The sequence below is a fragment of the Flavobacterium sp. genome, assembly GCF_031411595.1.
GTDB lineage: Bacteria > Bacteroidota > Bacteroidia > Flavobacteriales > Flavobacteriaceae > Flavobacterium.
Window position 1 is genome coordinate 18340 of sequence record NZ_JANOBI010000028.1, and the last position, 26202, is coordinate 44541.

Genomic DNA, 26202 nt, shown 5'->3' on the forward strand with positions numbered 1-26202 from the left:
GTTTACTGATTCTTTAATTCGTCCGCTTTGTCGAGCATCATATCTTTGGTTAAGTCGCCGATTTCTTCTTTTTGAAAAGCACTTTGATACGCTTTGATGGCTTTTTTGATATCGCCAGTTTTTTCGTAAAACATCGCTTTGTGGTAGTCGCTCAACATCGTTTTTGGATATTGTTTTTTAGACAATTCGGCTAATTTGTCGAATTCATCATAAGCTTTGTTCTTAAGAATTGCCGCTTCAATGGCTTTGAAATCGTTGATGCGAATTGGCATTTTTATATTTAAAGATTTTTCTAAAATCGTGTATTTATTGATTAAATAATCCACATAACCCGAAGGCAAAACCACAATTTTTTCTAGGAATTCTGACGTTGAAATCGGTTGATAAACAGAGAAAAACTGATACAACGCATTAGGAATTGAATGTAAAACCAACGAGTAATGTGAAGCGCCTTTAAATTCATCAAACTTATAATTGACAGAAGGTTTGGTGATGGTTTTTAATGCTTCGTCTAATTCTTTAATTCGTGTTTGCATTTTTTTCACATCGCCATCAGCAGTCGATTGATAGTAAAATATCGGTTGCTCTAAAACGTTAAAACGATCCGGAATATTTTTTTCCATCGCGGTTGGTAATTCCGGGCTCATCGAAATATAAGCGTCGAACAACGGCCTTTCTTTATACAGATAAAAATTCAAAAAACCAGCAGTAATATCATGCCCCGCAATGATTTTAAAAGGCGCAATTCGGTATTTTTTTTCCATGTATGATACGAGCTCCATACCAATAAATTCAAAAAATTGGTTGCCTTTTTCATCTGGTAAACCTGTAGTTTGATCTACGGTACAATCGGTTTCTCGTTCGTTATTTTTGTTTTGATTGACGCCGACAATAATCACTTCGGGCAAATCATCCCAATAAGCGCCGTAGTTTAATGCACCTTGAAAAGGATCAAACAAATAATCGCCGTCTAAGACAATTAGTAAAGGATATTTTTTATTTGGATTTGTTAAATAGGATGCTGGTAATCCGATGGTAATTTCTCTTTTTTCATTGAGTTTTGGAGAGAAAACTTCTTCTGTAACTTTTTGGGAATAAGCATTAAAAGCACAGAAAACATAAAGGAAGAACACTATTTTTTTCATGTTTTTGGGTTTGGTTGTTGGTCATCAATAAAAACAGTGAGCAAGATAATGATTTATTTCTTTCGGTTGAGAACAGGCAATAAGATAAATGACATCAGACCCAATATCAATACTAGCAGCATTTGGGATGTCCAAACAATCCAACCAAAAGCATTTCCGGTGGTTTCAGAAATCGAATAAAAAAGCAGAATTTTCGAAATTAAAAAAGGATACGATCCGAAGCCACTGTTGGTAAAAGCAATGGCGATGCTACCAACTACAAATGAAGTTACTACGGCATTGACAGACAATGTACTCGTTTCCGGAAATACAAAAATCGCAATGTAAAAGGTCAAAACATAAGTAAACCAAATGAAGATGGTGTGGAAACAATAGGCCCATTTTTTTTCCATGTAAAGGATACTAAAAACACCTTCTTCGAGTCCGGATATTTTCTCTTTTATGGCCAAAATCCATTTTGCTTTTGAATATTTATAGAGCAAAATAGCCAATACGAAAAGTAGCAATCCGACACTTAAAAACAATACCAATTTTACCATTGGAATTTTATCTAAAATAAAAGATTTGACGATATCGAATTGCAAATAAACCGCTAATATCATAAAGAAAAGCAGTATTAGCATATCGATAATTCTTTCGGCTACGATGCTTCCAAAGCCTTTGTCGAATGGAATATTGTTGTATTTTTTTACAATCAATGCCCTTGAAATTTCGCCTGATTTTGGCACAGTTAAATTCAAAAGATAACCAATACTAACGGCCATGAAATTGTTGCGAAAAGAAGACTTGTAACCCATTTGTTCGAGTGAAAATTTCCAGCGATAGGCTCTGGAGGCATTTCCTAAAACAGCAATTCCGGCCGCGAGGTAGATGTAGTAATAATTTGCGTTTTTGAAATAGCTTTTTATTTCTTCAACTTGTGCTGGCGTAAATTTTTCGTACGTATAAAAAATCAGAAAGACGCCTAGTAAAATGGGTAGTACAATCGACAGCCATTTGGTGATTTGTTGTTTGATGTATTTTGAAAATGGCATAGCATCAGATTTTTCATCTTGAGTAAAATCGACGTTGGATTGATGTGCCCATTTTTTTTTCATCATCAAATTAAGTTAAAGAGTTGTCTTTTTCGTTTGGAAAAACCAACGATGGCTTGAATTTTTTAGCTTCTTCAAATTCTAAAAGGCCATAAGACATGATGATGATGATGTCGCCTTTGTGCACTTTTCTTGCCGCCGGGCCATTAAGGATAATATCGCCGCTGTTGCGGTTTCCTTTGATGGCATAAGTGTCGAATCGCTCGCCGTTATTGATGTTGACGATGGACACTTTTTCGCCTTCGATGATGTTCGATGCTTCCATTAAAACTTCGTCAATGGTGATGCTTCCGATGTAATTTAAATCGGCGCCGGTGACTGTGACGCGGTGAATTTTTGATTTTACAACCTCAATTTGCATGGTGTTTTTTAGTTTAGTGAAATCGTATCGATTAATCGGATGTTATTGATGAAAACCGCAATGAAGGCGCGGTATTTTTTGTTTTTGTTTTTTCTTAAGCAAGGCAATAATGTGACTTCATCGGCAATTTGAAAATACTCTAAAGTGATGGTTGGAATTGCCTCAAAAGTTTTGGAAACTAAATCTGAAACCGTTGAAGCACTTTTGGTTTTGAATTTGGTTTTAGCTGTTTTTAATATTTTGTAAATCACTGCCGCTTGCTTTTTTTCGCTATCTGAAAGTCTTTCATTTCGGGAACTCATCGCTAAACCGTTAGATTCTCTATGGATGGGACAACACACAATCACAATCGGCATCTTTAATTTTTGAACCAACTTCTTGACGACTTGTAGTTGCTGAAAATCTTTTTCACCAAAATAGGCATGCGTTGGTTTTACAATTTCGAAAAGTCTTTTCACGACGGTTCCAACACCATCGTAATGTCCGGGACGAAATTGTCCTTCCATTTGGTTTTCGAGTCCGTCGAAATTAAAATGTTGTGATACCGTATGGCCTTCATAAATATCTTCTACTGTTGGTGCATACACAATAATTTCATCAGAAACCGTTTTGATTTTTTCGACATCATGGTTTAAAGTTCGTGGATATTTTTCGAGATCTTCTTGATTATTGAATTGGGTTGGATTGACAAAAATGCTAATGACCGTAAAGGCGTTGTTTTGAATCGATTCCTGCAATAAAGACAAGTGACCACTATGCAGTGCGCCCATTGTAGGAACGAAGCCGATGGTGGAATTAGGGTTGGAAATCGACTTGAGATGGGCGTTTAAATCGATTTGTTTCTCGAAAATTTTCATGAAAGTATTCTTGAAATAGACTGCAAACTTAAGATATTAGTTAATACCTGCATAAATTTTTGTACTTTTGCGTGTTTTTTGTTGACAATTAGTAAAAGTAAATTACAATATGGAGGATAAGAGGATATTATACGTATCATCTGAAGTGGTGCCTTATTTGGCTGAGAATGAAGTTTCTTTGATGTCTTATGATGTACCCAAAATGATTAATGATCAAGGCGGACAGATTAGGATTTTTATGCCACGATACGGGAATATTAATGAAAGAAGACACCAATTGCATGAGGTAATTCGCTTGTCAGGAATGAATTTAGTAATCAATGATTTGGACATGCCTTTAATTATTAAAGTTGCATCGATTCCAAAGGAAAGAATACAAGTTTATTTTATTGATAATGATGAATATTTCAAACGCAAAGCTACTTTTACTGATGAAGAAGGAGCATTATATCCGGACAATGACGAAAGAGCCATTTTCTTTGCTAAAGGCGTTGTGGAAACGGTAAAAAAACTCAATTGGGTTCCTGATATTATTCACGTTCACGGTTGGTTGGCTTCGATGTTGCCTATATACATGAAACATTACTATAAAGACGAAGCATTGTTTGCAGATACTAAAATTGTAACGTCAGTATACAGCCAATCTTTTGAAGGCAGTTTGGATATTGAAATGATCAACAAAGTTAAATTTGACGGCATTCCTGAAGAAGCCATTCGCGATTTAGCAAACCCAGATTACGAGCATCTTATGATGGCAGCGATTCTTCATTCTGATGCAGTGATTATTGCTTCGGATAACCTTTCCCCAAGTTTAACAAAATATATTGAATCATCGGGCAAACCTTTTTTACCTTTCTGCCCTAAAGACCAATTTGCAGAAGCGTATACTAATTTCTATAAAAATACGGTGCTGTAATTAAATAGCAATAAAAGAATATGTACAAAAGCATTTTTTTAAAATCACTTTTTTTCGCCATAGTAATCAACAGTATTATTTCGTGTGATAATGATTCGAATGAATTGGGTTCCGATATTATAGGCGGCAATAACTTTGAAACCGGAACTCCGGAAACATACGCCGTAAGTGCGAAAAGCGAAGATACAGGCCCGGTAGAAACATTAGATCTTCCCGTTAATGCCTTAGGAATTTATAAAAACCCAGTGTTTGGAACAACAAAAGCGAATTTGGCTGTTCAGTTGCAAATGGATCCGTTGAAACTCAATCCGACTTTCGACACCGCATTGCATACGGAAATAGAAAGCGTAGTTTTGAAAATACCATATTTTAGTACCAAAGGAACGACAGATACCGATGGGGCAACAACTTATACGTTAGATTCTATTTACGGACCGTTAAATTCAAAAATTAAATTGCGAATTTATGAATCGAAATATTACATAAGAGATTTAGATCCTGAAAATCCGACCGAAGTTCAAAGGTATTACAGCAATCAGAATCAAGAATTTGATCAAGTTAAAGGAGAATTGCTTAATAATTCAGCTGACTTAAGTCAAAATGATCAATTTGTTTTTAGTCCTGCAGAGCTTGTTGAGCCAGGCACGGTAACTGATGAAGATCCAACTCCGGATCCAATTCGTAGTGCACCCGCAATGAAATTAAATTTAAAACCAGAATTCTTTACTTCTAAAATATTAGCAGCTGCATCTACAGGTAAATTATTAAACAATAATGTCTTTAAAGAATACTTTAGAGGATTGTATTTCCAGGTAGAAAATTCAGGAACAGATGAAGGAAATTTAGCGATGCTGAATATTAAAGGCGGAACGATTACCATCAACTACAAACAAGACACAAGCACAACAGATACAACCGTTTTACACAAAAGTTATGTTTTATATTTAAATGGTAAATCAGTTGGGTTTTTTGAAAACGAATCCAATCCGGTTCAAAATACAGATAACATCTATTTAAGAGGAGGACAAGGCTCGATGGCCACGATTGATCTTTTCGGACCTGATTCAGACAATAATGGAGTGGCAGATAAATTAGAGGAACTTAGAGCGAACCACTGGTTGGTTAATGATGCGAGTTTGACGTTTTTTATCGACAATGATGCGATGGGCATTTCAGCCAATGAACCCAATAGAATCTATTTGTATGATTTAAAAAACAAAAGACCATTGATAGATTATTATTCAGATCAAAGTTCTTCATCAAAACGTAATTATTCAAAATCTGTTTTTGGAGGTATTATAAAGAAGACATCAAACAGAGGCGTTTATTATAAAATAAGACTTACCAATCATATCAGAGGATTACTCAACAATATAGATTCTACCAACGTAAGATTAGGATTGGTAGTGACCCAAGATATTGGTAATGTCACAAATAAAAAATTAAAGACGCCTATTCCAATAGCGGATATCAAAGAATTACCGATATCATCTATTACGAATCCATTGGGAACCATATTATTCGGAAGTGGCGATAACGTGCCATTAGAGAAAAGAATTCAACTTAAAATTTATTATACTAAACCTAAACAAAACTAATTTATGTGTGGAATTGTCGGTTATATCGGATTTAGAGAAGCCTATCCTATTATTATTAAAGGATTAAAACGCTTAGAATACAGAGGTTATGATAGTGCTGGAATTATGCTTTTTGACGGAAAGGATTTAAAAGTCTCCAAAACAAAAGGTAAAGTTTCTGATTTGGAAGAAAAATCTTCAAAAGAAAGTACTTCAAAAGGAAATATTGGTATGGGACATACCCGTTGGGCAACCCATGGAGTTCCAAATGATGTGAATTCTCATCCGCATTTGTCAAATTCAGGAAATTTAGCCATTATTCACAACGGTATTATTGAAAATTACGAACCGCTTAAAAAGGAATTGATTAAAAGAGGTTATACTTTTCATTCGGATACCGATACAGAAGTATTAGTGAATTTGATTGAAGAAGTTCAGAAAAAAGACAATCTTAAATTGGGGAAAGCTGTTCAAGTGGCTCTTAATCAAGTGGTCGGAGCGTATGCTATTTGTGTTTTCGACAAGAATAATCCCGATGAAATTATTGTAGCGAGATTAGGAAGTCCATTAGCGATTGGTGTAGGAAATGAAGAGTTTTTCATTGCGTCTGATGCTTCTCCTTTTATCGAATATACTTCTAACGCTATTTATTTAGAAGACGAAGAAATGGCGATTGTTCGTTTACACAAGCCATTGAAAATAAGAAAAATTAAAGACGATTCTTTGGTAGACCCTTATGTTCAGGAATTAAAAATGAACTTGGAGCAAATCGAAAAAGGCGGTTATGATCACTTCATGCTTAAAGAAATTTATGAGCAACCAAGCGTAATCAAAGATACTTATAGAGGTCGATTGTTGGCCAATCAAGGTATTATTCAAATGGCTGGTGTTGAAGATAATTTAGAGAAATTCCTAAACGCTCAAAGAATTTTAATTATTGCTTGCGGTACGTCTTGGCATGCCGGACTAGTCGCAGAATATATCATTGAAGAATTTGCACGTATTCCTGTTGAGGTTGAATACGCATCAGAATTCAGATACCGAAATCCAATTATCAACAAAGGCGATGTCGTGATTGCGATCTCACAATCGGGTGAAACTGCCGATAGTTTGGCGGCTATCAAGTTGGCTAAAGAAAGAGGTGCTTTCGTATTTGGAGTTTGTAATGTTGTTGGTTCTTCGATTTCAAGAGAAACGCATGCCGGTGCTTATACGCATGCCGGACCCGAAATTGGTGTGGCTTCAACAAAAGCATTTACAACGCAAATCACAGTATTAACCATGATTGCTTTGCGTTTGGCTAAAGCGAAAGGAACACTTTCTAATTCTGATTTCCACCGATATTTACAAGAATTGGAAATCATGCCTGAAAAAGTGAAAGAAGCATTAGAAACCAATGATAAAGCAAAAGAAATCGCGGCTAAATTCAAAGATGCTACGAATTGCTTATACTTAGGAAGAGGTTACAATTTCCCTGTAGCTTTGGAAGGCGCATTGAAATTAAAAGAGATTTCTTATATTCATGCAGAAGGATATCCTGCGGCCGAAATGAAACACGGTCCAATCGCTTTGATCGATGAACAAATGCCCGTGATTGTAATTGCTCCAAAGCAAGGACATTATGATAAAGTGGTAAGTAACATTCAAGAAATTAAATCGAGAAGCGGAAAAATTATTGCAGTTGTTACCAAAGGTGATGTTCAAGTTCGTGATTTAGCGGATTATGTTATCGAAGTGCCGGACACAGCGGATGCTTTGTCACCACTGTTAACTACAATTCCATTGCAATTATTATCATATCACATTGCGGTGATGAGAGGTTGTAATGTGGATCAACCAAGAAACTTAGCCAAATCGGTTACGGTCGAATAAAAACAAAATATTGATTTTAAAAAGCGAGATTTATTCTCGCTTTTTTTATGGGTTTTTTAGAACAGTTTGTTGTGATTAATTCAATTTTAATTGCATTTAATAGGCGTGCATAATATTTTTTTTAGCCATATCGACATTACGTTAACAAAAACTTAAAAAACGCTCGGATAGCAAATAAACAGTAAAGAGTTAATTATTTTGAGGATAGTGAAATTTGCACTTCCTTTTTTTATTAATGATAAAAATATTTGTACTTTGGCTAGATAAACCAACAAAATTTAAACCCAATGAAATTGTACTTATTCATTATGTCACTATTTTTTTGTAGCATTATCAATGCTCAGAATATAGTTACAGGTTCTGTTACGGATAGTAACAAGCAGCCCATTCCCGGAGCCAATATTAGAGTTGCTGGCGAATCCGAAGGAACTACTACCGACTCTGACGGTAATTTCAAGTTAAACACTGCCGCAAAATTGCCTTTTTCAATTGAGGTTAGTAGTGTAGGTTATGGGGTGAAAAAACTAAAAATCACTTCCGAAAATCAGAAAGTAGCCATAGTGCTGACTGATGAAGAAACCAAGTTAGATGAGATTGTTGTATCCGCTTCAAGAACTCCGGAACGTGTTCGAGAATCTCCGGTAACTATTGAGCGAATGACAATTAAAGATATTAAGAAAACTGCATCGCCAACATTTTATGACGGTCTCGAAAACTTGAAGGAAGTGCATATGAATACAAGCAGTATGTCATTCAAATCGATTAACACCCGTGGTTTTGCGACAGTTGCTAATAATCGTTTTCTACAATTGGTAGACGGAATGGACAATTCGTCGCCGTTGTTAAACTTTGTTTTAGGGAATTTAATAGGGGTGTCCGAAATTGATGTACAGAATGTAGAGCTTTTACCAGGTGCTTCTTCAGCATTATACGGTGCTAATGCTTTTAATGGAATTTTATTTATGAATAGTAAAAGTCCATTCACATATCAGGGAGTTTCAGCCTATGTTAAATATGGATCGACTAGCCAGAATGCCGCAGGAACAAATGAATATTATGATTATGGTGTCCGGGTTGCCAAAGCTTTTTCACCTTATCTTGCCGCCAAAGCAAATTTTACATTCCTCAAAGGAACGGATTGGTTTTCAACGAACTATAATGAATACAGAAATGGACTTGAAACAGGTAACACAAGAGAGTTTTATGGCTATGACGGACTCAACGTTTATGGTGATGAAGCGGCATTGAATTTAAAATCAAGACAAGCGTTCGGTTCGGCACCTTATAACATTTTACCAAATGATGTGATTACAAGAACCGGATATAACGAAACTGATTTGACAGAAAATAAAGTACGGAATGCGAAGGTAGATTTTTCCATCCATTTCAAGCCATTTGCCAAAAGTGCTAATTATAGCGATATAGAGTTAATCGCGCAAAGCAAGTTTGGTTTTGGGAACTCGATTTACCAAGGAGCTAGCCGATACAATCTAAACAACTTTTTCATACAACAGCATAAGTTGGAATTAAAAGGCAAAAACTTTTTCATCAGAGGTTATACGACAACAGAAGATGGAGGAAAATCTTATGATATGACTTTTACCGCATTGAATATCAACAGAGCATGGAAATCAGATCAAGCGTGGTTTCAGCAATATGGTGCTGCTTATATTCTGTCTACGCTTGCGGGCCAAGCCCCTTCAGGTGCACATGCAATAGCAAGAAATTTCGCCGATTACAACATCACACCCGATCCATCAACAGGGATAAACCTTCCTTCTGTTGCTGCATTAGGAGGCGGGCAGCCGAGATTTATGCCTGGCACTCCGGAATTTAAAAACGCCTTTAATAAAGTAGTTTCAGACCCAGATGTATTAACAGGATCAAAACTTGTAGACAACTCTCAGATCTACCATTCAGATGTGAATTATAATTTCAAAGATATTTTTAAACCTGCTGAGATTCAGGTCGGCGGATCATATAGGTTGTATGATTTGAATTCACATGGCAGAATTTATACTGATGATCTAAGCCATATCACTTATAATGAATACGGGATTTATACTCAGGTTCAGAAAAAACTTATGGAAGATAGGTTGAAATTGACAGGCTCTGTAAGGTATGACAAATCAAAAAATTTCGACGGTAATTTTTCCCCAAGAGTTTCTTTTGTTTATGCTGTTGATCAACAAAAAAACCACAATATCCGAGGTTCTTTCCAAACTGGTTTCAGAAACCCTACAACCCAGGATCAATATATTGGTTTTGATATTGGAAGCCGTGTGCTAATAGGCTCTGCCGAAGACAACCTGCTTAGATTTAATGAGGTCAGAGGAGAAAACATCAACGGAAGCGGCCTGATTTCTGACTACGGTGTAGGGGTGTTAGGCGCAACAACCAAAACTCTAAACGGAGAAGATGCTTATTATAACTCATTTACTGAAGAATCTTATTTGTTATTTGATTCCGCATACCGATCCGGCCCTCCATCAGGTTTGGCCAATGCCGCTAAGTTATTGGTAAAAGCCAACGTGGCATTAGTAAAACCGGAAGAAGTCAAAGCATTTGATTTAGGATACCGAGGAACCGCTAAAGGATTTTCATGGGATGTTAATGGTTATTATAACATCTACAATAACTTCATTGGAAATTATAATGTCGTTACACCATATTATGGTACGGCAGTTACTAACCCAGATACAACTACGAATACTTCAGCAAATGCACTTGCGAACAGAGATTCCAGAGTCTATCAGATTTATACCAATACCGATGTCGAAATTACATCATTGGGTTTTGGAGTGGGCGTTAGTAAAAAAATCATTAAAAACTTCGAGCTTTCGGCTAACTATAATTATGCTGAATTTTCTTTTGATAAAGAAAAAGACCCAAGCTTCGAAGCGAGTTTCAACACACCTAAACACAGAGTTAAAGCTTCGATTAGCAATGATAATTTATTCAAGAATTTTGGATTTAATATCAGCGGAAGATGGAATCAAGAATATTTATGGGAATCTACATTTGCAGACGGTATGATTGATGCAGCTACAGTTCTTGACGCTCAGATCAATTACAATATTCCGTCTTTAAAATCCATTCTCAAAGTAGGAGCGACCAATATAGGAAGCAAAGAATACTATCAAGTATTAGGAGCCGGAGCCATTGGCCAGCAGTATTTTGTTTCTTTGACCATCAATCCTTAATTAAAATTAAAAATACAGAATCATGATAAAAAATTTCAAATGGCTATTACTGGTTTCTTTAACCTTCATAGCGTGTGATAAAAGTGATGAAGTCACAAACTATAATTCTTCAGACGGATTACCCCTAACGGCTGGTGAAGCAGATTTCTCTAACTACGTTTCTCTGGGAAACTCCTTGTGTGCAGGATATAGTGATGGAGCTCTTTTTATAAAAGGACAACAAGGATCTTATCCTAATATTCTATCACAACAGTTTGCACTAGTAGGCGGTGGTGAGTTTAAAATCCCTTATATGAACGATAATCTTGGTGGTTTCTCTGCAGGAGGAGCGCAATTTTCAGCAACACCAGTTAGATTTTACTTGAATGGATGCACATTGCCGGAACTTGTTCCTGGAATTTCAGGCACCCAACTCGGAGTGTCAATCGCGGCCAACGGGCCATACAACAATACAGGTGTGCCTGGAGCCAAATGTATTCACTTGGTAACTCCAGGATATGCTGGCGCAAGCCCGTATTTCGGTAGGATTGCTACCTCTGCAACACAGACTGTTTTAGAATATGCTACAGCACAATCGCCAACATTCTTTTCGCTATGGATAGGAAGCAACGACGTGCTGGGTTACGCTTTATCGGGTGGTGATGGAACAAATCCAATTACGCCTTCTGCGGGTAGTGTTGGAGTAGGTTTTGACAGTTCATATGCGGCCATTGTTGACGGATTAACTGCTAATGGAGCCAAAGGCGTTGTTGCTAATATTCCTTTTGTAAGTACCATTCCTTTCTTTACCACTATTCCGGTAAAACCATTAGCACCTAATTTGATTTATGTTGGTGCCAACCTACCTGATGCCAACGAAACAGATTGTAAAGTGGTCTATCCGGTTTCAGTAAATGATATTGCTGTAATCAATAACTTAAATACCAATTTAATTGGTGTGTTAAGACAATTGTTGACACCATTCGGTCAGGCTGATCGAGTTCAATTCTATTCTACCACTGAAGCCAACCCTTTGTTAATTACCGATGAATCATTAGACGATATGGGAGCTAATATTACTTTCGCAGCTCAAAATAGCGGAAACCCTCAACTGGTTGCTTTGGCACCTTTTCTGGGAGCAACATACGGAAAAGCGCGCCACTCCAAAGCAGGCGATTTGATTCTTTTAACTACCAAAGCCGCTATAGGTTCAACAGTACCTCTTCCGGCATCACTTGCTAGTTTTTCTGTTAGAGGAATTACCTATCCTATGGAAGATAAATATGTGTTGTTGCCATCTGAAATAACAGAATTAAATACGGCGACAACAGCTTATAATATTACCATTAAAAGCCAAGCAGACAGCCACAACCTCGCTTTTGTAGATGCTAATGACATTCTAACAAAAATAAACTCAGGCGGAATTGTAGCCGACAGTTTCACATTAACTTCAGCATTCGTATCCGGTGGTGTGTTTTCACTCGATGGTGTTCATCCTAGTCCAAGAGGTTATGCTTTTATTGCAAACAAGTTTCTCGAAAAAATCAATGAGAAGTACCATTCTAATTTAAAAGGAGTCAATGTAGGTAGTTATCCGATTTTGTATCCGTATAATTTGCCTTGATAAATCAGTATTAATCAATATAAAGCCACTCAAAATACCGAGTGGCTTTTTTATTTAAAAGCATTTCAAAATAAGATTCACTGCTTTAAATACCATTAACAAACAATACCACAATTTCTTGCTGTTTTTTTATCAAAAAAATATTGATTTTTTATTTTAAAAAATTATCTTTGCACTCGAAAAAAAGAGGTGTTTTTACGCTCTATTTTCATAAACCTAAATAGCTATTTAATAAATACATAAGCAATGTCAAAAGTAATAGGAAAAGTTGCACAAATCATCGGCCCGGTAGTCGACGTAGTTTTCAACGGTAAAGATGTTGAACTTCCAAAAATTTATGATTCATTAGAAATCACTAAAAAAGACGGTACTTTATTAGTACTTGAAGTACAATCTCATATTGGTGAAAACACCGTTCGTACCATTTCGATGGATTCAACCGACGGTTTGAGCAGAGGTTATGAAGTAGTAGGAACAGGAAACCCAATCAAAATGCCAATCGGGGCAGATGTTTACGGACGTTTATTCAACGTAATCGGTGATGCTATTGATGGCTTGGGTGAATTGCCTAAAACGGGTGATAATGGTTTGTCAATCCACAGACCGGCACCAAAATTCGAAGATTTATCAACGTCATCTGAAGTGTTATTCACAGGAATCAAAGTAATCGACCTTATCGAGCCTTATGCAAAAGGAGGAAAAATTGGTTTGTTCGGTGGTGCAGGTGTTGGTAAAACCGTTTTGATTCAGGAATTAATCAACAATATTGCAAAAGGTCACGGTGGACTTTCAGTATTCGCAGGAGTAGGTGAAAGAACGCGTGAAGGAAATGACTTGCTTCGTGAGATGTTAGAGTCAGGAATCATAAAATATGGTGATGCCTTTATGCATTCTATGGAAGAAGGCGGATGGGATTTATCAAAAGTAGATATGCCGGGCATGAGAGAGTCAAAAGCGACTTTCGTTTTCGGACAAATGAACGAACCACCTGGAGCTCGTGCTCGTGTAGCACTTTCAGGATTAACCATCGCAGAATATTTCCGTGACGGAGCAGGAACAGACCAAGGAAAAGACGTATTGTTCTTCGTAGATAACATCTTCCGTTTTACCCAAGCAGGTTCTGAAGTATCAGCACTTCTAGGCCGTATGCCATCAGCGGTAGGTTACCAACCAACATTAGCAACAGAAATGGGTGCGATGCAAGAACGTATCACATCAACCAATAAAGGATCTATTACTTCAGTACAAGCGGTATACGTACCTGCGGATGACTTAACCGATCCGGCACCGGCAACAACATTTGCCCACTTAGATGCAACAACCGTATTGTCACGTAAGATTGCCGAGCTAGGAATTTACCCAGCGGTAGATCCACTTGATTCTACATCAAGAATCCTAACACCACAAATCTTAGGAGCTGAGCACTACGATTGCGCACAAAGAGTTAAAGAAATCCTTCAGAAATACAAACAATTACAAGATATCATCGCCATCTTAGGTATGGAAGAATTGTCAGAAGAAGACAAATTATCCGTATCAAGAGCGCGTCGTGTACAACGTTTCTTGTCACAACCTTTCCACGTAGCGGAGCAGTTTACAGGTATTCCAGGCGTTTTGGTAGATATCAAAGACACCATCAAAGGATTCAACATGATCATCGACGGTGAATTAGATCACTTGCCAGAAGCGGCTTTCAACCTAAAAGGAACCATCGAAGACGTAGTAGAAGCCGGACAAAAAATGTTGGCGGAAGCATAATAAGAATTACGAATTACGAATTACGAAGCATCATTCGTAATTCGTAATTTAAAATTCGTAATTAATCAAATTATGATTTTAGAAATAGTATCACCAGAATCCAAATTGTTCCAAGGCGAAGTTACTTCAGTAACACTTCCGGGCGTTGCAGGTAGTTTCCAAATTCTAAACCACCACGCACCGATTGTAGCGACACTCAAAGATGGCGACATCAAGATTGCTGCAACAAGTTTCAAACTCGATAAAGAAGTTGCCGGAAAATTCACCAAAATCAACGAGCAAACCTACACGATCGCGATTGATTCCGGAACCATCGAGATGAAAGACAACAAAGTCATCGTCTTAGTCGACTAAAAAAAATAAGTTATAAAAAGAACGCCTCGATTTTGTCGGGGCGTTTTTATTTGCAAGTCATTGCGAGTGAAACGAAGCAATCTCAATCAGCGTAAGTACCAGAAGCTATTTCCGGCTATCCATTCCCAATCTTTTGCGCCACCCGAGCCTTGGCGAACTGACGAAGTAAACGCCGGCACAAAAGGATTTCCATTACTATCCGGGCTAGGGCAACGTTCTAAAAACTACTTTTCCGCCACATATTCCAAAATATCACCGGGCTGACACTCCAGAATTTCACAAATCATTTCCAACGTCGAGAACCGAACCGCTTTGGCTTTCCCGGTTTTTAAAATCGAAAGATTGGCCGTAGTAATGCCAATGCGTTCCGCGAGTTCATTCGACCGCATCTTGCGTTTGGCAAGCATCACATCCAAATTTAAAACGATAGGCATGGTTTAAATGGTAAGTTCATTTTCATCTTTTATCATCTTCGCTTCATTAAAAATGTAACTCAAAATAATAAAAAACAAAGAAATAATAATAGAAAATGCCATCGACTCGGGTCTGATCGAACTCATGGTTAAGTGAATGGTTGCGTCATTCAGTGCGCCATAAATATATGCCGGAACCATAATCAATACTGACGAAGCCAACATCGAAATACCAATTGTTTTCAAAGATTTGACGGATAAATCGGTAAAGAATTCTTTTCTAACAAACATGGCAATGAGTTTCTTCAACTCATAAATCGAATAAACAAACAAACCATAACCGGAAGCCATTAATAACGCGACGACGTAAAAAGCCGCATCAAAATGATCTATTTTCTCACCGCCAATTTCGACATTCAATTTCGACATGTTACCGGTTATTAAACCCAAAAGTAAACCAAGAAGCCCGGCAACCATAACGACCATCGAGAATACGATAACAATATCCAATATGCTTTTAAGTTGGTAAATTTTTTTCATTTTTGTTATGTTTAAAGTGGCATCAAATATATAAAAATTATTGATAAACGATAATAAAACAATTAAAAACAATAATTTTATTTTTAGAATACTTAAATGAATGTTTGCCAAAAACCATAACTTTGCTTTCATGAAGTTTCCAAAAAACCTAACCGACAAACTCGAAACCCGAAAGCAAAACAACGCGCTGCGCCAATTGCCTTCTGCAACATGCAACATCGATTTTGCTTCGAATGATTATCTGGGTTTTGCAAAATCTGAAACTATTTTTCATCAAACGCATCAGTTCTTAATCGACAATGATTATCTCGAAAATGGCGCAACAGGTTCACGGTTGCTTTCAGGAAATCATCCTTTATATGCCATTACAGAAAATCAGATTGCAAAATTTCATCAAGCCGAATCCGCATTGATTTTCAATTCAGGTTATGATGCCAACGTTGGATTTTTTAGCAGCGTTCCTCAAAAAGGAGATTTCATTTTATACGACGAATTATGCCACGCTTCGATTCGTGACGGCATCCGAATATCAAGTGCGAAGTCCTATAAATACCACCACAATGACTACGAAGATTTAGAGCGACTATTGCAGTTTTGTCACACAGAGCAACCGACAATCATCTACATCGCTACGGAATCTGTTTTTTCAATGGATGGTGACGCACCCAATCTCGAAGAACTCACTAATCTCGCCGAAAAACATCAAGCCCATCTTGTCATTGATGAAGCCCATGCCTTAGGCGTTTTCGGAAATCAAGGAGAAGGATTAATACAAAGTCTGCAACTTCAAGATAAAATTTTCGCAAGAATCATGACGTTTGGAAAAGGATTGGGTTGTCACGGAGCTGCAGTTTTAGGAAGCCATCAACTCAAAAATTACTTAGTCAATTTTGCGCGAAGTTTTATCTATACAACCGGACTTTCGCCACACGCGATTGCCACCATCTTGATAGCGTATCAATATCTGCAAACTCAAAATAATGAAACGAACCAATTGCGCGCCAACATCAATTCCTTCAACCAACAAAAAATGCAACTGGGATTGAAACCCATGTTCGTTCAAAGCAAATCAGCCATTCAAAGTGCCATTATACCCGGCAATGAAAAAGTAAAAGCCATCGCTACACAATTGCAACAAAACGGTTTCGATGTCAAACCCATTTTATCACCAACAGTACCTGAAGGTCAAGAGCGACTCCGGATTTGCCTGCATAGTTTTAATTCAGAAAAAGAAATTACAACATTGCTATCTTTGTTAAGTACTTTTGTATTCGAAAAGCAATAAATATCAGTAACTAATATCTTTGTGAACTTTGCGAAGCCTTCGCGAACTTTGCGGTTAAAAATTATGAAACTATTCATCACCGGAATCGGAACCAACATAGGCAAAACCATAGCCGCCGCCATTATCACTGAAGCACTCGAAGCCGATTATTGGAAACCCATACAGGCAGGCGATATTGACAATTCCGACAGTCATACAATTAAAAAATATCTTTCGAATATCCAGTCGAAAATTCATCCCAATAGTTATGCTTTGCAAACGCCTGCGAGTCCACATCTTGCTGCACAACTAGACGGAATCACCATCGATTTAAAAAAAATCACCGAACCAAAAACCAAAAACCACCTCGTCATTGAAGGCGCAGGCGGTATTTTAGTACCATTAAATGACACCAATACTATCATCGATTTAATCCAACCTGATTATAAAGTAATCCTCATTTCTCGCCATTATTTAGGAAGTATCAACCATACATTACTAACGATTGAAGCGCTGCAAAACCGTAAAATAAAAATCGTCGGAATTATTTTTAATGGCGATGAAAATGAAGCGACAGAATCGATTATCCTCAACAAAACCAATATCCCAATGATTGGGAGAATTAACGATGAACCCTATTTCGATCAAAATGTCATTGCAGAATATGCCGATGCGTTCCGTGAAAAATTAGAAAAGTTATAAGCATGAACCTATCCGAAAAAGACCAATTATATCATTGGCATCCATATACGCAACATAAAACTACGGGCTTGCTTCCTGCGATTGTAAAAGGCGAAGGTGCTTTGCTTTGGGATGAAACCGGGAAAGAATACATCGATGCGATTGCTTCTTGGTGGGTGAACCCGTTCGGTCATTGCAATCGTGTTATTGCCGATGCGATATACGAACAACTGACAACACTCGAACATGTGCTTTTCGGAGGTTTTACAAATAAACCCGCAGTATTATTGTCGGAGCAATTATTACAAATCCTACCTTCAAACCAAAAGAAAATTTTCTTTTCCGATAACGGTTCAACCGCCGTCGAAGTTGCACTCAAAGCAGCTTTGCAATATTTTTACAACAAAGGTGAAAAACGCACCAAGATCATCGCGTTCGAAAATGCCTTTCATGGCGATACATTCGGAGCCATGGCTTCGAGCGGGATTTCTTTTTTTACCGAAGCATTTCAAGGTTCGTTGATTGATGTCATTCGGATTCCGGTACCGACTTTAGGAAACGAAACTCGAAGTAAGGAAGCGTTACAAAATGCGATTCAATCCGATGCTTGCGCGGCTTTTATTTTCGAACCGTTAGTACAAGGTGCCGCTGGAATGGTGATGTATGCGCCGGAAATCCTAGATGATTTACTTTCTATTTGCAAAGAAAATAACGTTTTCACCATTGCAGATGAAGTCATGACGGGTTTCGGAAAAACCGGAAAAACCTTTGCCTGCGATTATCTTGTGCAGCAACCCGACATGATGTGTTTGTCGAAAGCCTTGACCGGCGGTACGATTCCGATGGCGATTACGACATTCACCCAAGAAATTTTCAACGGATTTTACGATGACGACACCAACAAAGCATTATTTCACGGACATACATTCACGGCAAATCCAACAGGTTGTGCGGCTGCATTAGCGAGTTTGAAGTTGTTGCAATCCGACGAAATGCAAGCCAATATTGAACGCATTCATCAGCGTCATGTACGCTTTCAAAGCAAAATAAAAAACCATTCGAAAGTAAAGACGACAAGGATTTTAGGTGTCATCTTCGCACTAGAAATTCAAACCGAAAACCAAGAAAGTTATTATGGAACCTTGCGCAACAAACTCTACAATTTCTTCATCGAAAACGGTATTATCATGCGCCCAGTGGGTAATATTATTTATATTTTACCGCCTTATGTTATGACCGACAATCAACTCGAAAAAGTCTATCAAGTTGTAGAAAATGCTTTAGAAATAGTGTAATTTTGAGGAGCTATTTCCTGCTATACGCTCAATCTTTTGCGCCGAACACCGGCACAAAAGGATACCGCTGCTATCAGGGCTAGGGCATCAAGCCACCAACTAAAATCGATTTAAAACAAAGTACCCAAACCGTTGCGCTCCTTGCGAAAAACTTTGCGACCTTTGCGGTTAAAATCTGAAACTTGTCTGAAATTATTGCCATCACCGCTCTCGCTTCTCTATCGCCTTTAGGGAACCATCCAAAACAAATTTGGGAACAATACAACAACCCAAACCATTGTTTTGTATACCAAGATTTTGGCACCCAAAAAGCCTTCATCGCACCATTGGATTCCGATTCTAAAGCATTGATTGATGCCTTAAAAAAATCAGACATCAAATACAAATCCTTAGACGATTCCGTTTTGTTTGCCATTGCAGTTTCCAGAAAAGCCATCAAACAATCGGGTTGGAATAAAGAAGCTGTTTTTGGAATCAACATTGGTTCATCGCGCGGAGCAACTTTATTATTCGAAAAACACCATATTGATTTTTTAAAAACAGGAAGAGCACAAACCTTAGCTTCACCGACTACAACTTTAGGCAATATTTCTTCTTGGGTGGCACATGACTTACAATCCGACGGCCCGGAAATCTCACATTCGATTACGTGTTCAACTGCTTTGCATGCATTATTAAATGGCGTCGCTTGGCTCAAATCTGGGATGGCAGATAAGTTTTTGGTCGGTGGAAGTGAAGCGCCATTAACCGATTTCACGATAGCACAAATGCAAGCAATGAAAATTTACTCCAAAGAAAATCAGGACTTTCCTAACCGTGCACTCGATTTAGAGAAAACCCAAAACACAATGGTTCTTGGTGAAGGCGCAGCAGTTTGCTGCTTAGAACTTGGTAAAAAAGAAAACGCATTGGCCTATATTGAAGGCATTGGCTATGCAACAGAATTGCTCGAACACAACACTTCAATTTCTGCGGAAGCTGATTGCTTTCAAAAATCGATGGCGATGGCATTGCAAAACACCAATCTTTCAGAAGTAGATGTGATTGTGATGCACGCACCGGGAACCATCAAAGGCGATTTATCAGAATACAAAGCCATTCAAAAAATATTCGGAACCGATTTGCCGATGCGGACTACAAATAAATGGAAAATTGGACATACGCTCGGCGCTTCAGGAATGCTTAGTATCGAATTGGCTGTTTTAATGTTGCAGCACCAACAATTTATCGGCGTCCCATTCACAAAGATTCAGAACGTAAAAAAACCAATTCGAAAAATATTAATCAATGCTGTTGGTTTTGGTGGCAATGCGGTTAGTGTTTTAATTTCCAAAGCATAAAAAACCTCTTACAATCTGCAAGAGGTTTTATTTTATAAATTTCCCTGTCATCACGTTTTATCGCCTTCTAGGTTGATGCAGTTTCAACGCTGTATAATATTAACACAATTGTAATAATGATCAGATGCAATTGATTAAATAAGGTTGTAAGGATTTTGGTGTGCTTTTCTTTTAGCTTAAAAGGAGTAATACTTTTCATAGGTTTTGAGATTTGGGTGACACATGATTAAAATAAAACATAGACCAAATGTAACATAAAACCGATTAAATACACAAATTTAATTTAAACAGATATTTTTTCTTACAAAAAATAAAATAACCCAAGAGAACTTAAAATCGGTTAAGTCTTTGGTTTTCAGTAAAATAAAAAGAGGATGAGTTTTTATATGTGAATTTAAAACTGTAAGAAAAGTTTTTAAAAATGTAAAAAACCACTTCATTAAAATGTTATAAAAACATTCAACGAAGAAAACATATATAAAAAATAGAAAGAGATTATTCTTTTTCCAATTGCTTTAGTTTATCATATACGAGACTACTTTCATAGCCTTTGCGAAGCATAAAATCACAAAATTTTTTTCGTTTTTTTAAGCTATTTTTTTCGAGAATGCTTTCCCAATGACGTTCGCTTAAAGTGTGAAAAGTAGTAGAATATTCTTCAGAAGTAATTTCTTTTAAAGCAATTGCAATAATATTTTGTGAGATATTTCGTGCCTTTAATTCGTTAACGATTCGAACCTTTCCCCAATACTTGATGCGGTGTTTTCCTCGTGAAAAACTACAGGCAAATCGTTCTTCGTTAAGAAATTGATTTTGTATCAAATGCACTACAATTTCATCAATACTTCCCGAATCGATTGCCATACTTCGCATTTTTTGAATTACCTCATTATGACAACGCTCTTGATAGGCACAAAAATGTTCTAATTTTTGTTTAACTTCTTGATTCGTATAGTGTTTCGACATAAATAAAAATGCAAAATTGTAAAGACTTGTTAGTAATTTAGTAATGTTAAAATGTTGATTTTAATAAAAATAGCCTTAATTTTGACTACCCAATCTACTGAAAAAAACTAGCAGCCTACTTTTTTTGTGCGATAAAGTTAGCGTTTATATTATTTAATATTATGACCATGAAATTAAAAGTTCTTTTATTGCTCTTATTGACGAGTTCGTTCTCTTGGAGTCAAATAACTGAAGGTTTCGAATCAGGGCTTCCGAGTGCATATACAGCTACAACTTCATATACTCTGGGCTCTGGTACGTGGGCAGGACAAGCCAATGGTGTTATTAGAGGAACGAGTGGTGTAAAATCAGGAATGTATAGTCTTCAATTAAGAAGCCAAACGGGAGCAATGGTAATATCACCAAATATTACTAGTGGCGTAGGAACTGTTAGTTTTTGGGGGTCATCAAGTACGGCTTCAGGATCAGTTCAAGTTAATTATTCTGTAGATGGTGGAGCCAATTGGATTGCCGCAACGGGGTCTCCATTTTCACTCACTACTGGGGCACCAGTCTTAAAAACGGCAACAGTAAACGACTCGAGTCCCAATATAATTTTTCAGTTTTATAGAACTGCATCCACAGTATATATTGATGATGTTGCGACCACAATCTATACAAATTCAGAAATGAATGTTCAAGGGAATGCAACCAATATTGCTGATGGAGATACAACGCCTTCTACCGTAGACAATACGGATTTTGATTTAGTATCTGTTGGAAGCTCAGTAAACAAAGTATTTGTAATTCAAAATACAGGAACTGGTGCATTAAACCTAACAGGAGCAAGTCCATACATAACAATAAGCGGAACTAATGCCGCAGATTTTTCTGTGTCGGTTATTCCTGTTACTCCGGTGGCAGCAACTTCAGGGACAACAACTTTTGAAATTACGTTTACACCTTCAGCAGCCGGATTAAGAACCGCTACTTTAACCATAGCCAATAACGATTCGGATGAAAATCCATACAATTTTAATATACAAGGAACAGGAACCACGTGTACTTCGGCTGTAATTGCGTCTGTTTATCCAGCATCAGGGCCACAAGGAACAATAGTTTCTATTACGGCAAGTTCAGGAAATTTAGCTTCAGCAACTGCCAAAGTTGGCGGTGTTACAGCCACAGTTTTATCGAGTACAGCGACACAATTAGTTATTGTTGTTCCTGTAGGCGGGTCTTCAGGCGGAATTGTAATTACGGATATTCAACCTTGTGCCGCCACAGCAGCATTCACTTATATTGATAAGTCTTTGACTTCTTGTGAAGGAACTTCTGCCGTATACACCGATTTAATTATTTCAGAAATATATGATGCGCAAGCTGGTTCAGGTGGTGTTATTGAATTATACAACGGTACTTCGGGTGCAATTGATATGACGGGATATAAGCTAAGACGTTTTGCCAATTTTACTGATGTCGGAGCACCGGCGATTGAAGTTGCCCTAACCGGAATTATCGCTGTTGGGCAAGTGATTTTGATAAGAGCTGATGCCACAGTAACTTGTGCCGCACAAGTAGGAACACCATATGGCACTTTAGGGTCAGGTTTTAATGCGGATGATAGAATTGATTTGACAAAAGGAGGGTCGGCAAATATACTTGTTGATCGAGTAAAGACTAGAAATAACGTCGGGTATTCGATGATTCGTGTGTCATCAACTGGACCATCAATGACCTTTGTTGATGCTGATTGGAATTCAAACGACACCGAGAATTGCGCCAATTTAGGAATCTTTGATTCTACACCGCCAGTACCGCCAACGATTTCAGTACAGCCAGCAGTTTCTTTAACTTGCACTAGTTCAACAGCTGCTTTATCTGTTACCGCTGCAGAAGGATTTGTAGGAAGTAACCCATTGGCTTATCAATGGTTTGTAGTGGCGCCGAATACTGCCGCTTGGACTTCTTTGACGAACACTGGTGTTTATACAGGAACAACAACAAATTCTCTTAATATTGCATCAATTGCGGGTTTGAATGGATACCAATATTATTGTCAAGTAAGAGAAAATACTTCAACCTGTTATTTGTCGACAATAGCTGTGCAAATTTCTAACGGGACTTTAACCTGGAATGGCACCGATTGGCGTGATACCAATAATATAGTAGGAGTGACATCTGCTACAAAAGTGGCAACCATTAATGCTAATTATGATACCGCAACCAATGGAAGTTTTGATGCTTGTAGTTTGGTTGTCAATAACGGATTTATTGCAACGATTTCACCCAATGATTATATCAATATTCAGAATGATCTAACGATGGTTGGGACAGGGAATTTAATAGTGCAAGACAATGGAAGTTTAGTTCAAGTCAATGATACTGGCGTGAATACTGGTTCTGTTACCGTAAATCGTATTCATACTGTAAAGAAATTTGACTATGTTTATTTGTCATCACCGGTATTTAATTTCCCACTTACCAGTGTTTCTCCAACAACTTCGACGGCGCATTTATGGAAATGGATTCCGCAAATCGGCGGTTTTTTTGGAACTTGGGTCAATACGACAGAAAACATGATCACGGGAAAAGGCTATATTGTTCGGGGGCCAAGTGGTTTTAATAATACGACTGCAGCAGATTATACAGCTCCGTACAGAAACGTTCCAAACAATGGCATAGTGGCCGTGGATGTTGAGCGAGGTGGTTATACAGGTCCTGATTATCCAAATCCAAACCCGGCGATTACCGACTTGGTTACCAATCATGATGACAATTGGAACTTAATAGGAAACCCTTATCCATCGGCTATTGATGCCAAGGCATTCATGACTTACAATACTAATATTGAGGGTGTCATTAGAATTTGGACACATGGAAATTTACCAAACGCGGCATATACCAATCCTTTTTATGCTTCCTATTTATACAACTATACCGCTTCGGATTTTATTCTTTATAATCTAACGGGGCCAAGTGTGCAGATGGGCTACAATGGTTACATTCCTTCTGGGCAAGGTTTTTTTGTTTCCATGATTGATGGTCTGGCGGATAATACACAAAAAGTATATTTTAATAATGCGATGCGAAGTAAAACCTTCGATAATTCGCAATTCTTCAGATTGAGCCATTCGAGTCAGAGTAATTTGGCTGCGGATAAAAGTAGAATTTGGTTGGATTTGGTCGGGCCAAACGCAACAGTTTCGAGAACTTTAGTTGGCTATGTCGACGGTGCTACTTTTGATAAAGACAGGTTGTATGATGCCTATTTAAAATTCGATTCGAATCAGAATTTATATTCATTAGTTAATGATGAAGCTTTAAATATTCAAGGCAGACCCATTCCTTTTGACAATTCAGATTTGGTTCCGTTGGGAATTAAAGTAGCTACAGCTAATACTTACACGATGGCAATTGCCAGCACTGACGGATTGTTTAAAGACAACAATCAATCGATTTATTTGGAAGATAAAGATTTGAATATTATTCATGATTTGAAACAAGCACCCTATACTTTTTCAACAGCATCAGGAAGATTCGACCAACGTTTTGTTTTGCGTTATACGAATCATTTATTAGGAAATGACACGTTTGAGAATTTGAATCAAAATGTTGTGGTTAGCACGAAAGAGCAAATCAACATCAAATCATATATAGGAAATATAAACAGTATTATAGTTTATGATGTCCTGGGAAGGACTATATATAGTAATGACAAAGTCAATAAAGAGGCGCTTATCATCAATGAGATTTCGCCAAGCCATCAAGTCTTACTGATTAAAATTAAACTCGAGAATGGTATGTCTATCACTAAAAAGATAGTTTACTAAAAATAAAAAATCCCGTTTAATTTTAAACGGGATTTTTTATTGATGATATAAACCGTTTATTTTCCTTTAACGGACGCTTCTAAATTTCTTTCAATAACATGTCCTGGTCTAGACCATTTTGGTTTTTCTCCTAAAGGTGCAAACTGTGAATCAGCAGCTTCAACGGTTGTTGGTTGCATGATTTTGACAAATGGTTTTTGAGGTTTCAATCCCAACATCTCAAACATTTTCATGTCTTCATTCACATCCGGATTTGGAGTCGTTAATAATTTATCGCCTGCAAAAATCGAATTTGCTCCTGCAAAGAAACACAACGCTTGCCCTTCACGACTCATGTTCATTCTTCCTGCTGAAAGCCGCACTTGCGTTTCCGGCATGATGATTCTTGTCGTCGCTACCATTCGAATCATTTCCCAAATTTCTACGGGTTTTTCTTCTTCCAATGGCGTGCCTTCCACAGCCACTAAAGCATTGATTGGAACAGATTCCGGTTGTGGATTTAACGTAGAAAGCGCCACTAACATGCCTGCACGATCTTCAATAGATTCGCCCATGCCAATAATGCCACCGCTACAAACGGTTACGTTGGTTTTCCGAACATTTTCTATGGTTTGCAAACGGTCTTCAAAGCCGCGCGTTGAAATGACTTCTTTATAGTATTCTTCCGAAGTATCTAAGTTGTGATTGTAAGCATACAAACCTGCTTCTGCTAAACGTTGGGCTTGATTTTCAGTAATCATTCCTAAAGTGCAACACACTTCCATGTCGAGTTTGTTGATGGTTCTGACCATTTCTAAAACTTGGTCGAATTCGGGCCCATCTTTTACGTTTCGCCACGCAGCACCCATGCATACACGAGATGAACCGCTGGATTTTGCTCTTAAAGCCTGTGCCTTTACTTGTTGTACCGACATCAAATCATTGCCTTCAATATCAGTGTGATATCGTGCTGCTTGTGGGCAATAGCCACAATCTTCTGGACATCCGCCGGTTTTTATAGAAAGTAATGTAGAAACCTGAACCACGTTTGGATCGTGTTTTTCTCTGTGAATGGTGGCCGCTTCAAAAAGCAAATCCATCATCGGTTTGTTGTATATGGCTATAATTTCTTCTTTGGTCCAATTGTGTTTCATGCTACTCATACATCAATT

20 protein-coding genes are annotated in these 26202 nt (G+C 37.6%); 12 read left to right on the forward strand and 8 right to left on the reverse strand.

Annotated elements, in window-relative coordinates:
• Window positions 1-2 precede the first annotated feature (2 nt).
• From RMO03_RS06245 to panC, 4 genes are read right to left on the reverse strand one after another with little or no spacing between them, the layout of a single operon-like run.
• Window positions 3-1145 (reverse strand): alpha/beta hydrolase-fold protein, encoded by a 1143-nt coding sequence (locus tag RMO03_RS06245; RefSeq protein ID WP_309641235.1) that lies wholly within the window; start codon window positions 1143-1145, stop codon window positions 3-5.
• Between the two features lie 53 nt (window positions 1146-1198).
• On the reverse strand, window positions 1199-2245 hold the full coding sequence (locus tag RMO03_RS06250) for a lysylphosphatidylglycerol synthase transmembrane domain-containing protein (protein WP_309641236.1): 1047 nt from the start codon (window positions 2243-2245) through the stop codon (window positions 1199-1201).
• 4 nt (window positions 2246-2249) lie between these two features.
• Window positions 2250-2600 (reverse strand): aspartate 1-decarboxylase, encoded by a 351-nt coding sequence (gene panD / locus RMO03_RS06255; RefSeq protein WP_309641237.1) that lies wholly within the window; start codon window positions 2598-2600, stop codon window positions 2250-2252.
• A gap of 8 nt (window positions 2601-2608) precedes the next feature.
• Window positions 2609-3457, reverse strand: coding sequence for a pantoate--beta-alanine ligase (gene panC, locus RMO03_RS06260; RefSeq protein ID WP_309641238.1), 849 nt, complete (start codon window positions 3455-3457; stop codon window positions 2609-2611).
• A gap of 109 nt (window positions 3458-3566) precedes the next feature.
• Here panC and RMO03_RS06265 point away from each other — a divergent pair, with 109 nt between their 5' ends.
• The 7 genes from RMO03_RS06265 (at window position 3567) to RMO03_RS06295 (ending at window position 14740) form a co-directional block, all read left to right on the forward strand.
• Entirely contained in the window at window positions 3567-4373 is an 807-nt protein-coding gene (locus tag RMO03_RS06265; protein WP_309641239.1) for a glycogen/starch synthase, read from the forward strand.
• Between the two features lie 20 nt (window positions 4374-4393).
• Window positions 4394-5971: a DUF4270 domain-containing protein gene (locus RMO03_RS06270; protein ID WP_309641240.1), complete on the forward strand. Its 1578-nt coding sequence runs from the start codon at window positions 4394-4396 to the stop codon at window positions 5969-5971.
• A gap of 3 nt (window positions 5972-5974) precedes the next feature.
• Window positions 5975-7822: a glutamine--fructose-6-phosphate transaminase (isomerizing) gene (gene glmS / locus RMO03_RS06275; protein ID WP_309641241.1), complete on the forward strand. Its 1848-nt coding sequence runs from the start codon at window positions 5975-5977 to the stop codon at window positions 7820-7822.
• 287 nt (window positions 7823-8109) lie between these two features.
• On the forward strand, window positions 8110-11025 hold the full coding sequence (locus RMO03_RS06280; protein WP_309641242.1) for a TonB-dependent receptor domain-containing protein: 2916 nt from the start codon (window positions 8110-8112) through the stop codon (window positions 11023-11025).
• Window positions 11026-11047: 22 nt separating this feature from the next.
• The gene (locus RMO03_RS06285; RefSeq protein WP_309641243.1) at window positions 11048-12628 is read left to right on the forward strand and encodes an SGNH/GDSL hydrolase family protein; all 1581 of its coding nucleotides are present in this window, start codon (window positions 11048-11050) and stop codon (window positions 12626-12628) included.
• Window positions 12629-12874: 246 nt separating this feature from the next.
• Complete coding sequence (gene atpD / locus RMO03_RS06290) at window positions 12875-14386, forward strand: F0F1 ATP synthase subunit beta (protein WP_309641244.1); 1512 nt, start codon at window positions 12875-12877, stop codon at window positions 14384-14386.
• 72 nt (window positions 14387-14458) lie between these two features.
• Window positions 14459-14740 carry a F0F1 ATP synthase subunit epsilon gene (locus RMO03_RS06295; protein WP_309641245.1) on the forward strand — a complete coding sequence of 94 codons (282 nt, stop codon included), beginning with the start codon at window positions 14459-14461 and terminating at the stop codon, window positions 14738-14740.
• Between the two features lie 224 nt (window positions 14741-14964).
• Here the strand turns inward: RMO03_RS06295 and RMO03_RS06300 are convergent, their stop codons facing one another.
• Together RMO03_RS06300 and RMO03_RS06305 are read right to left on the reverse strand one after the other, a co-directional pair.
• The gene (locus RMO03_RS06300; RefSeq protein WP_309641246.1) at window positions 14965-15174 is read right to left on the reverse strand and encodes a helix-turn-helix transcriptional regulator; all 210 of its coding nucleotides are present in this window, start codon (window positions 15172-15174) and stop codon (window positions 14965-14967) included.
• Window positions 15175-15177: 3 nt separating this feature from the next.
• Window positions 15178-15693: a DUF2975 domain-containing protein gene (locus RMO03_RS06305; protein WP_309641247.1), complete on the reverse strand. Its 516-nt coding sequence runs from the start codon at window positions 15691-15693 to the stop codon at window positions 15178-15180.
• Window positions 15694-15823: 130 nt separating this feature from the next.
• Here RMO03_RS06305 and RMO03_RS06310 point away from each other — a divergent pair, with 130 nt between their 5' ends.
• The 4 genes from RMO03_RS06310 (at window position 15824) to RMO03_RS06325 (ending at window position 20273) form a co-directional block, all read left to right on the forward strand.
• On the forward strand, window positions 15824-16978 hold the full coding sequence (locus tag RMO03_RS06310; RefSeq protein ID WP_309641248.1) for a pyridoxal phosphate-dependent aminotransferase family protein: 1155 nt from the start codon (window positions 15824-15826) through the stop codon (window positions 16976-16978).
• A gap of 63 nt (window positions 16979-17041) precedes the next feature.
• On the forward strand, window positions 17042-17659 hold the full coding sequence (gene bioD, locus RMO03_RS06315) for a dethiobiotin synthase (RefSeq protein WP_309641249.1): 618 nt from the start codon (window positions 17042-17044) through the stop codon (window positions 17657-17659).
• A 2-nt stretch (window positions 17660-17661) separates the two neighbouring features.
• Entirely contained in the window at window positions 17662-18933 is a 1272-nt protein-coding gene (bioA, locus tag RMO03_RS06320; RefSeq protein WP_309641250.1) for an adenosylmethionine--8-amino-7-oxononanoate transaminase, read from the forward strand.
• A 182-nt stretch (window positions 18934-19115) separates the two neighbouring features.
• A complete protein-coding gene (locus tag RMO03_RS06325; RefSeq protein WP_309641251.1) occupies window positions 19116-20273 on the forward strand; it encodes a beta-ketoacyl synthase N-terminal-like domain-containing protein in 1158 nt (385 codons plus the stop codon).
• A gap of 495 nt (window positions 20274-20768) precedes the next feature.
• Here RMO03_RS06325 and RMO03_RS06330 read toward each other — a convergent pair whose 3' ends face one another.
• Window positions 20769-21239: a regulatory protein RecX gene (locus tag RMO03_RS06330; protein ID WP_309641252.1), complete on the reverse strand. Its 471-nt coding sequence runs from the start codon at window positions 21237-21239 to the stop codon at window positions 20769-20771.
• Between the two features lie 167 nt (window positions 21240-21406).
• Here RMO03_RS06330 and RMO03_RS06335 point away from each other — a divergent pair, with 167 nt between their 5' ends.
• Entirely contained in the window at window positions 21407-25051 is a 3645-nt protein-coding gene (locus RMO03_RS06335) for a choice-of-anchor D domain-containing protein (RefSeq protein ID WP_309641253.1), read from the forward strand.
• A gap of 56 nt (window positions 25052-25107) precedes the next feature.
• Here the strand turns inward: RMO03_RS06335 and bioB are convergent, their stop codons facing one another.
• Window positions 25108-26193 carry a biotin synthase BioB gene (bioB, locus tag RMO03_RS06340; protein WP_309641254.1) on the reverse strand — a complete coding sequence of 362 codons (1086 nt, stop codon included), beginning with the start codon at window positions 26191-26193 and terminating at the stop codon, window positions 25108-25110.
• Window positions 26194-26202 lie beyond the last annotated feature (9 nt).

Bases quoted from the DNA above. Each gene is read 5' to 3' on its own strand.
- RMO03_RS06245 (WP_309641235.1), bottom strand. From the start codon at position 1,145: ATGAAAAAAATAGTGTTCTTCCTTTATGTTTTCTGTGCTTTTAATGCT.
- RMO03_RS06250 (WP_309641236.1), bottom strand. From the start codon at position 2,245: ATGATGAAAAAAAAATGGGCACATCAATCCAACGTCGATTTTACTCAA.
- panD (WP_309641237.1), bottom strand. From the start codon at position 2,600: ATGCAAATTGAGGTTGTAAAATCAAAAATTCACCGCGTCACAGTCACC.
- panC (WP_309641238.1), bottom strand. From the start codon at position 3,457: ATGAAAATTTTCGAGAAACAAATCGATTTAAACGCCCATCTCAAGTCG.
- RMO03_RS06265 (WP_309641239.1), top strand. From the start codon at position 3,567: ATGGAGGATAAGAGGATATTATACGTATCATCTGAAGTGGTGCCTTAT.
- RMO03_RS06270 (WP_309641240.1), top strand. From the start codon at position 4,394: ATGTACAAAAGCATTTTTTTAAAATCACTTTTTTTCGCCATAGTAATC.
- glmS (WP_309641241.1), top strand. From the start codon at position 5,975: ATGTGTGGAATTGTCGGTTATATCGGATTTAGAGAAGCCTATCCTATT.
- RMO03_RS06280 (WP_309641242.1), top strand. From the start codon at position 8,110: ATGAAATTGTACTTATTCATTATGTCACTATTTTTTTGTAGCATTATC.
- RMO03_RS06285 (WP_309641243.1), top strand. From the start codon at position 11,048: ATGATAAAAAATTTCAAATGGCTATTACTGGTTTCTTTAACCTTCATA.
- atpD (WP_309641244.1), top strand. From the start codon at position 12,875: ATGTCAAAAGTAATAGGAAAAGTTGCACAAATCATCGGCCCGGTAGTC.
- RMO03_RS06295 (WP_309641245.1), top strand. From the start codon at position 14,459: ATGATTTTAGAAATAGTATCACCAGAATCCAAATTGTTCCAAGGCGAA.
- RMO03_RS06300 (WP_309641246.1), bottom strand. From the start codon at position 15,174: ATGCCTATCGTTTTAAATTTGGATGTGATGCTTGCCAAACGCAAGATG.
- RMO03_RS06305 (WP_309641247.1), bottom strand. From the start codon at position 15,693: ATGAAAAAAATTTACCAACTTAAAAGCATATTGGATATTGTTATCGTA.
- RMO03_RS06310 (WP_309641248.1), top strand. From the start codon at position 15,824: ATGAAGTTTCCAAAAAACCTAACCGACAAACTCGAAACCCGAAAGCAA.
- bioD (WP_309641249.1), top strand. From the start codon at position 17,042: ATGAAACTATTCATCACCGGAATCGGAACCAACATAGGCAAAACCATA.
- bioA (WP_309641250.1), top strand. From the start codon at position 17,662: ATGAACCTATCCGAAAAAGACCAATTATATCATTGGCATCCATATACG.
- RMO03_RS06330 (WP_309641252.1), bottom strand. From the start codon at position 21,239: ATGTCGAAACACTATACGAATCAAGAAGTTAAACAAAAATTAGAACAT.
- RMO03_RS06335 (WP_309641253.1), top strand. From the start codon at position 21,407: ATGAAATTAAAAGTTCTTTTATTGCTCTTATTGACGAGTTCGTTCTCT.
- bioB (WP_309641254.1), bottom strand. From the start codon at position 26,193: ATGAGTAGCATGAAACACAATTGGACCAAAGAAGAAATTATAGCCATA.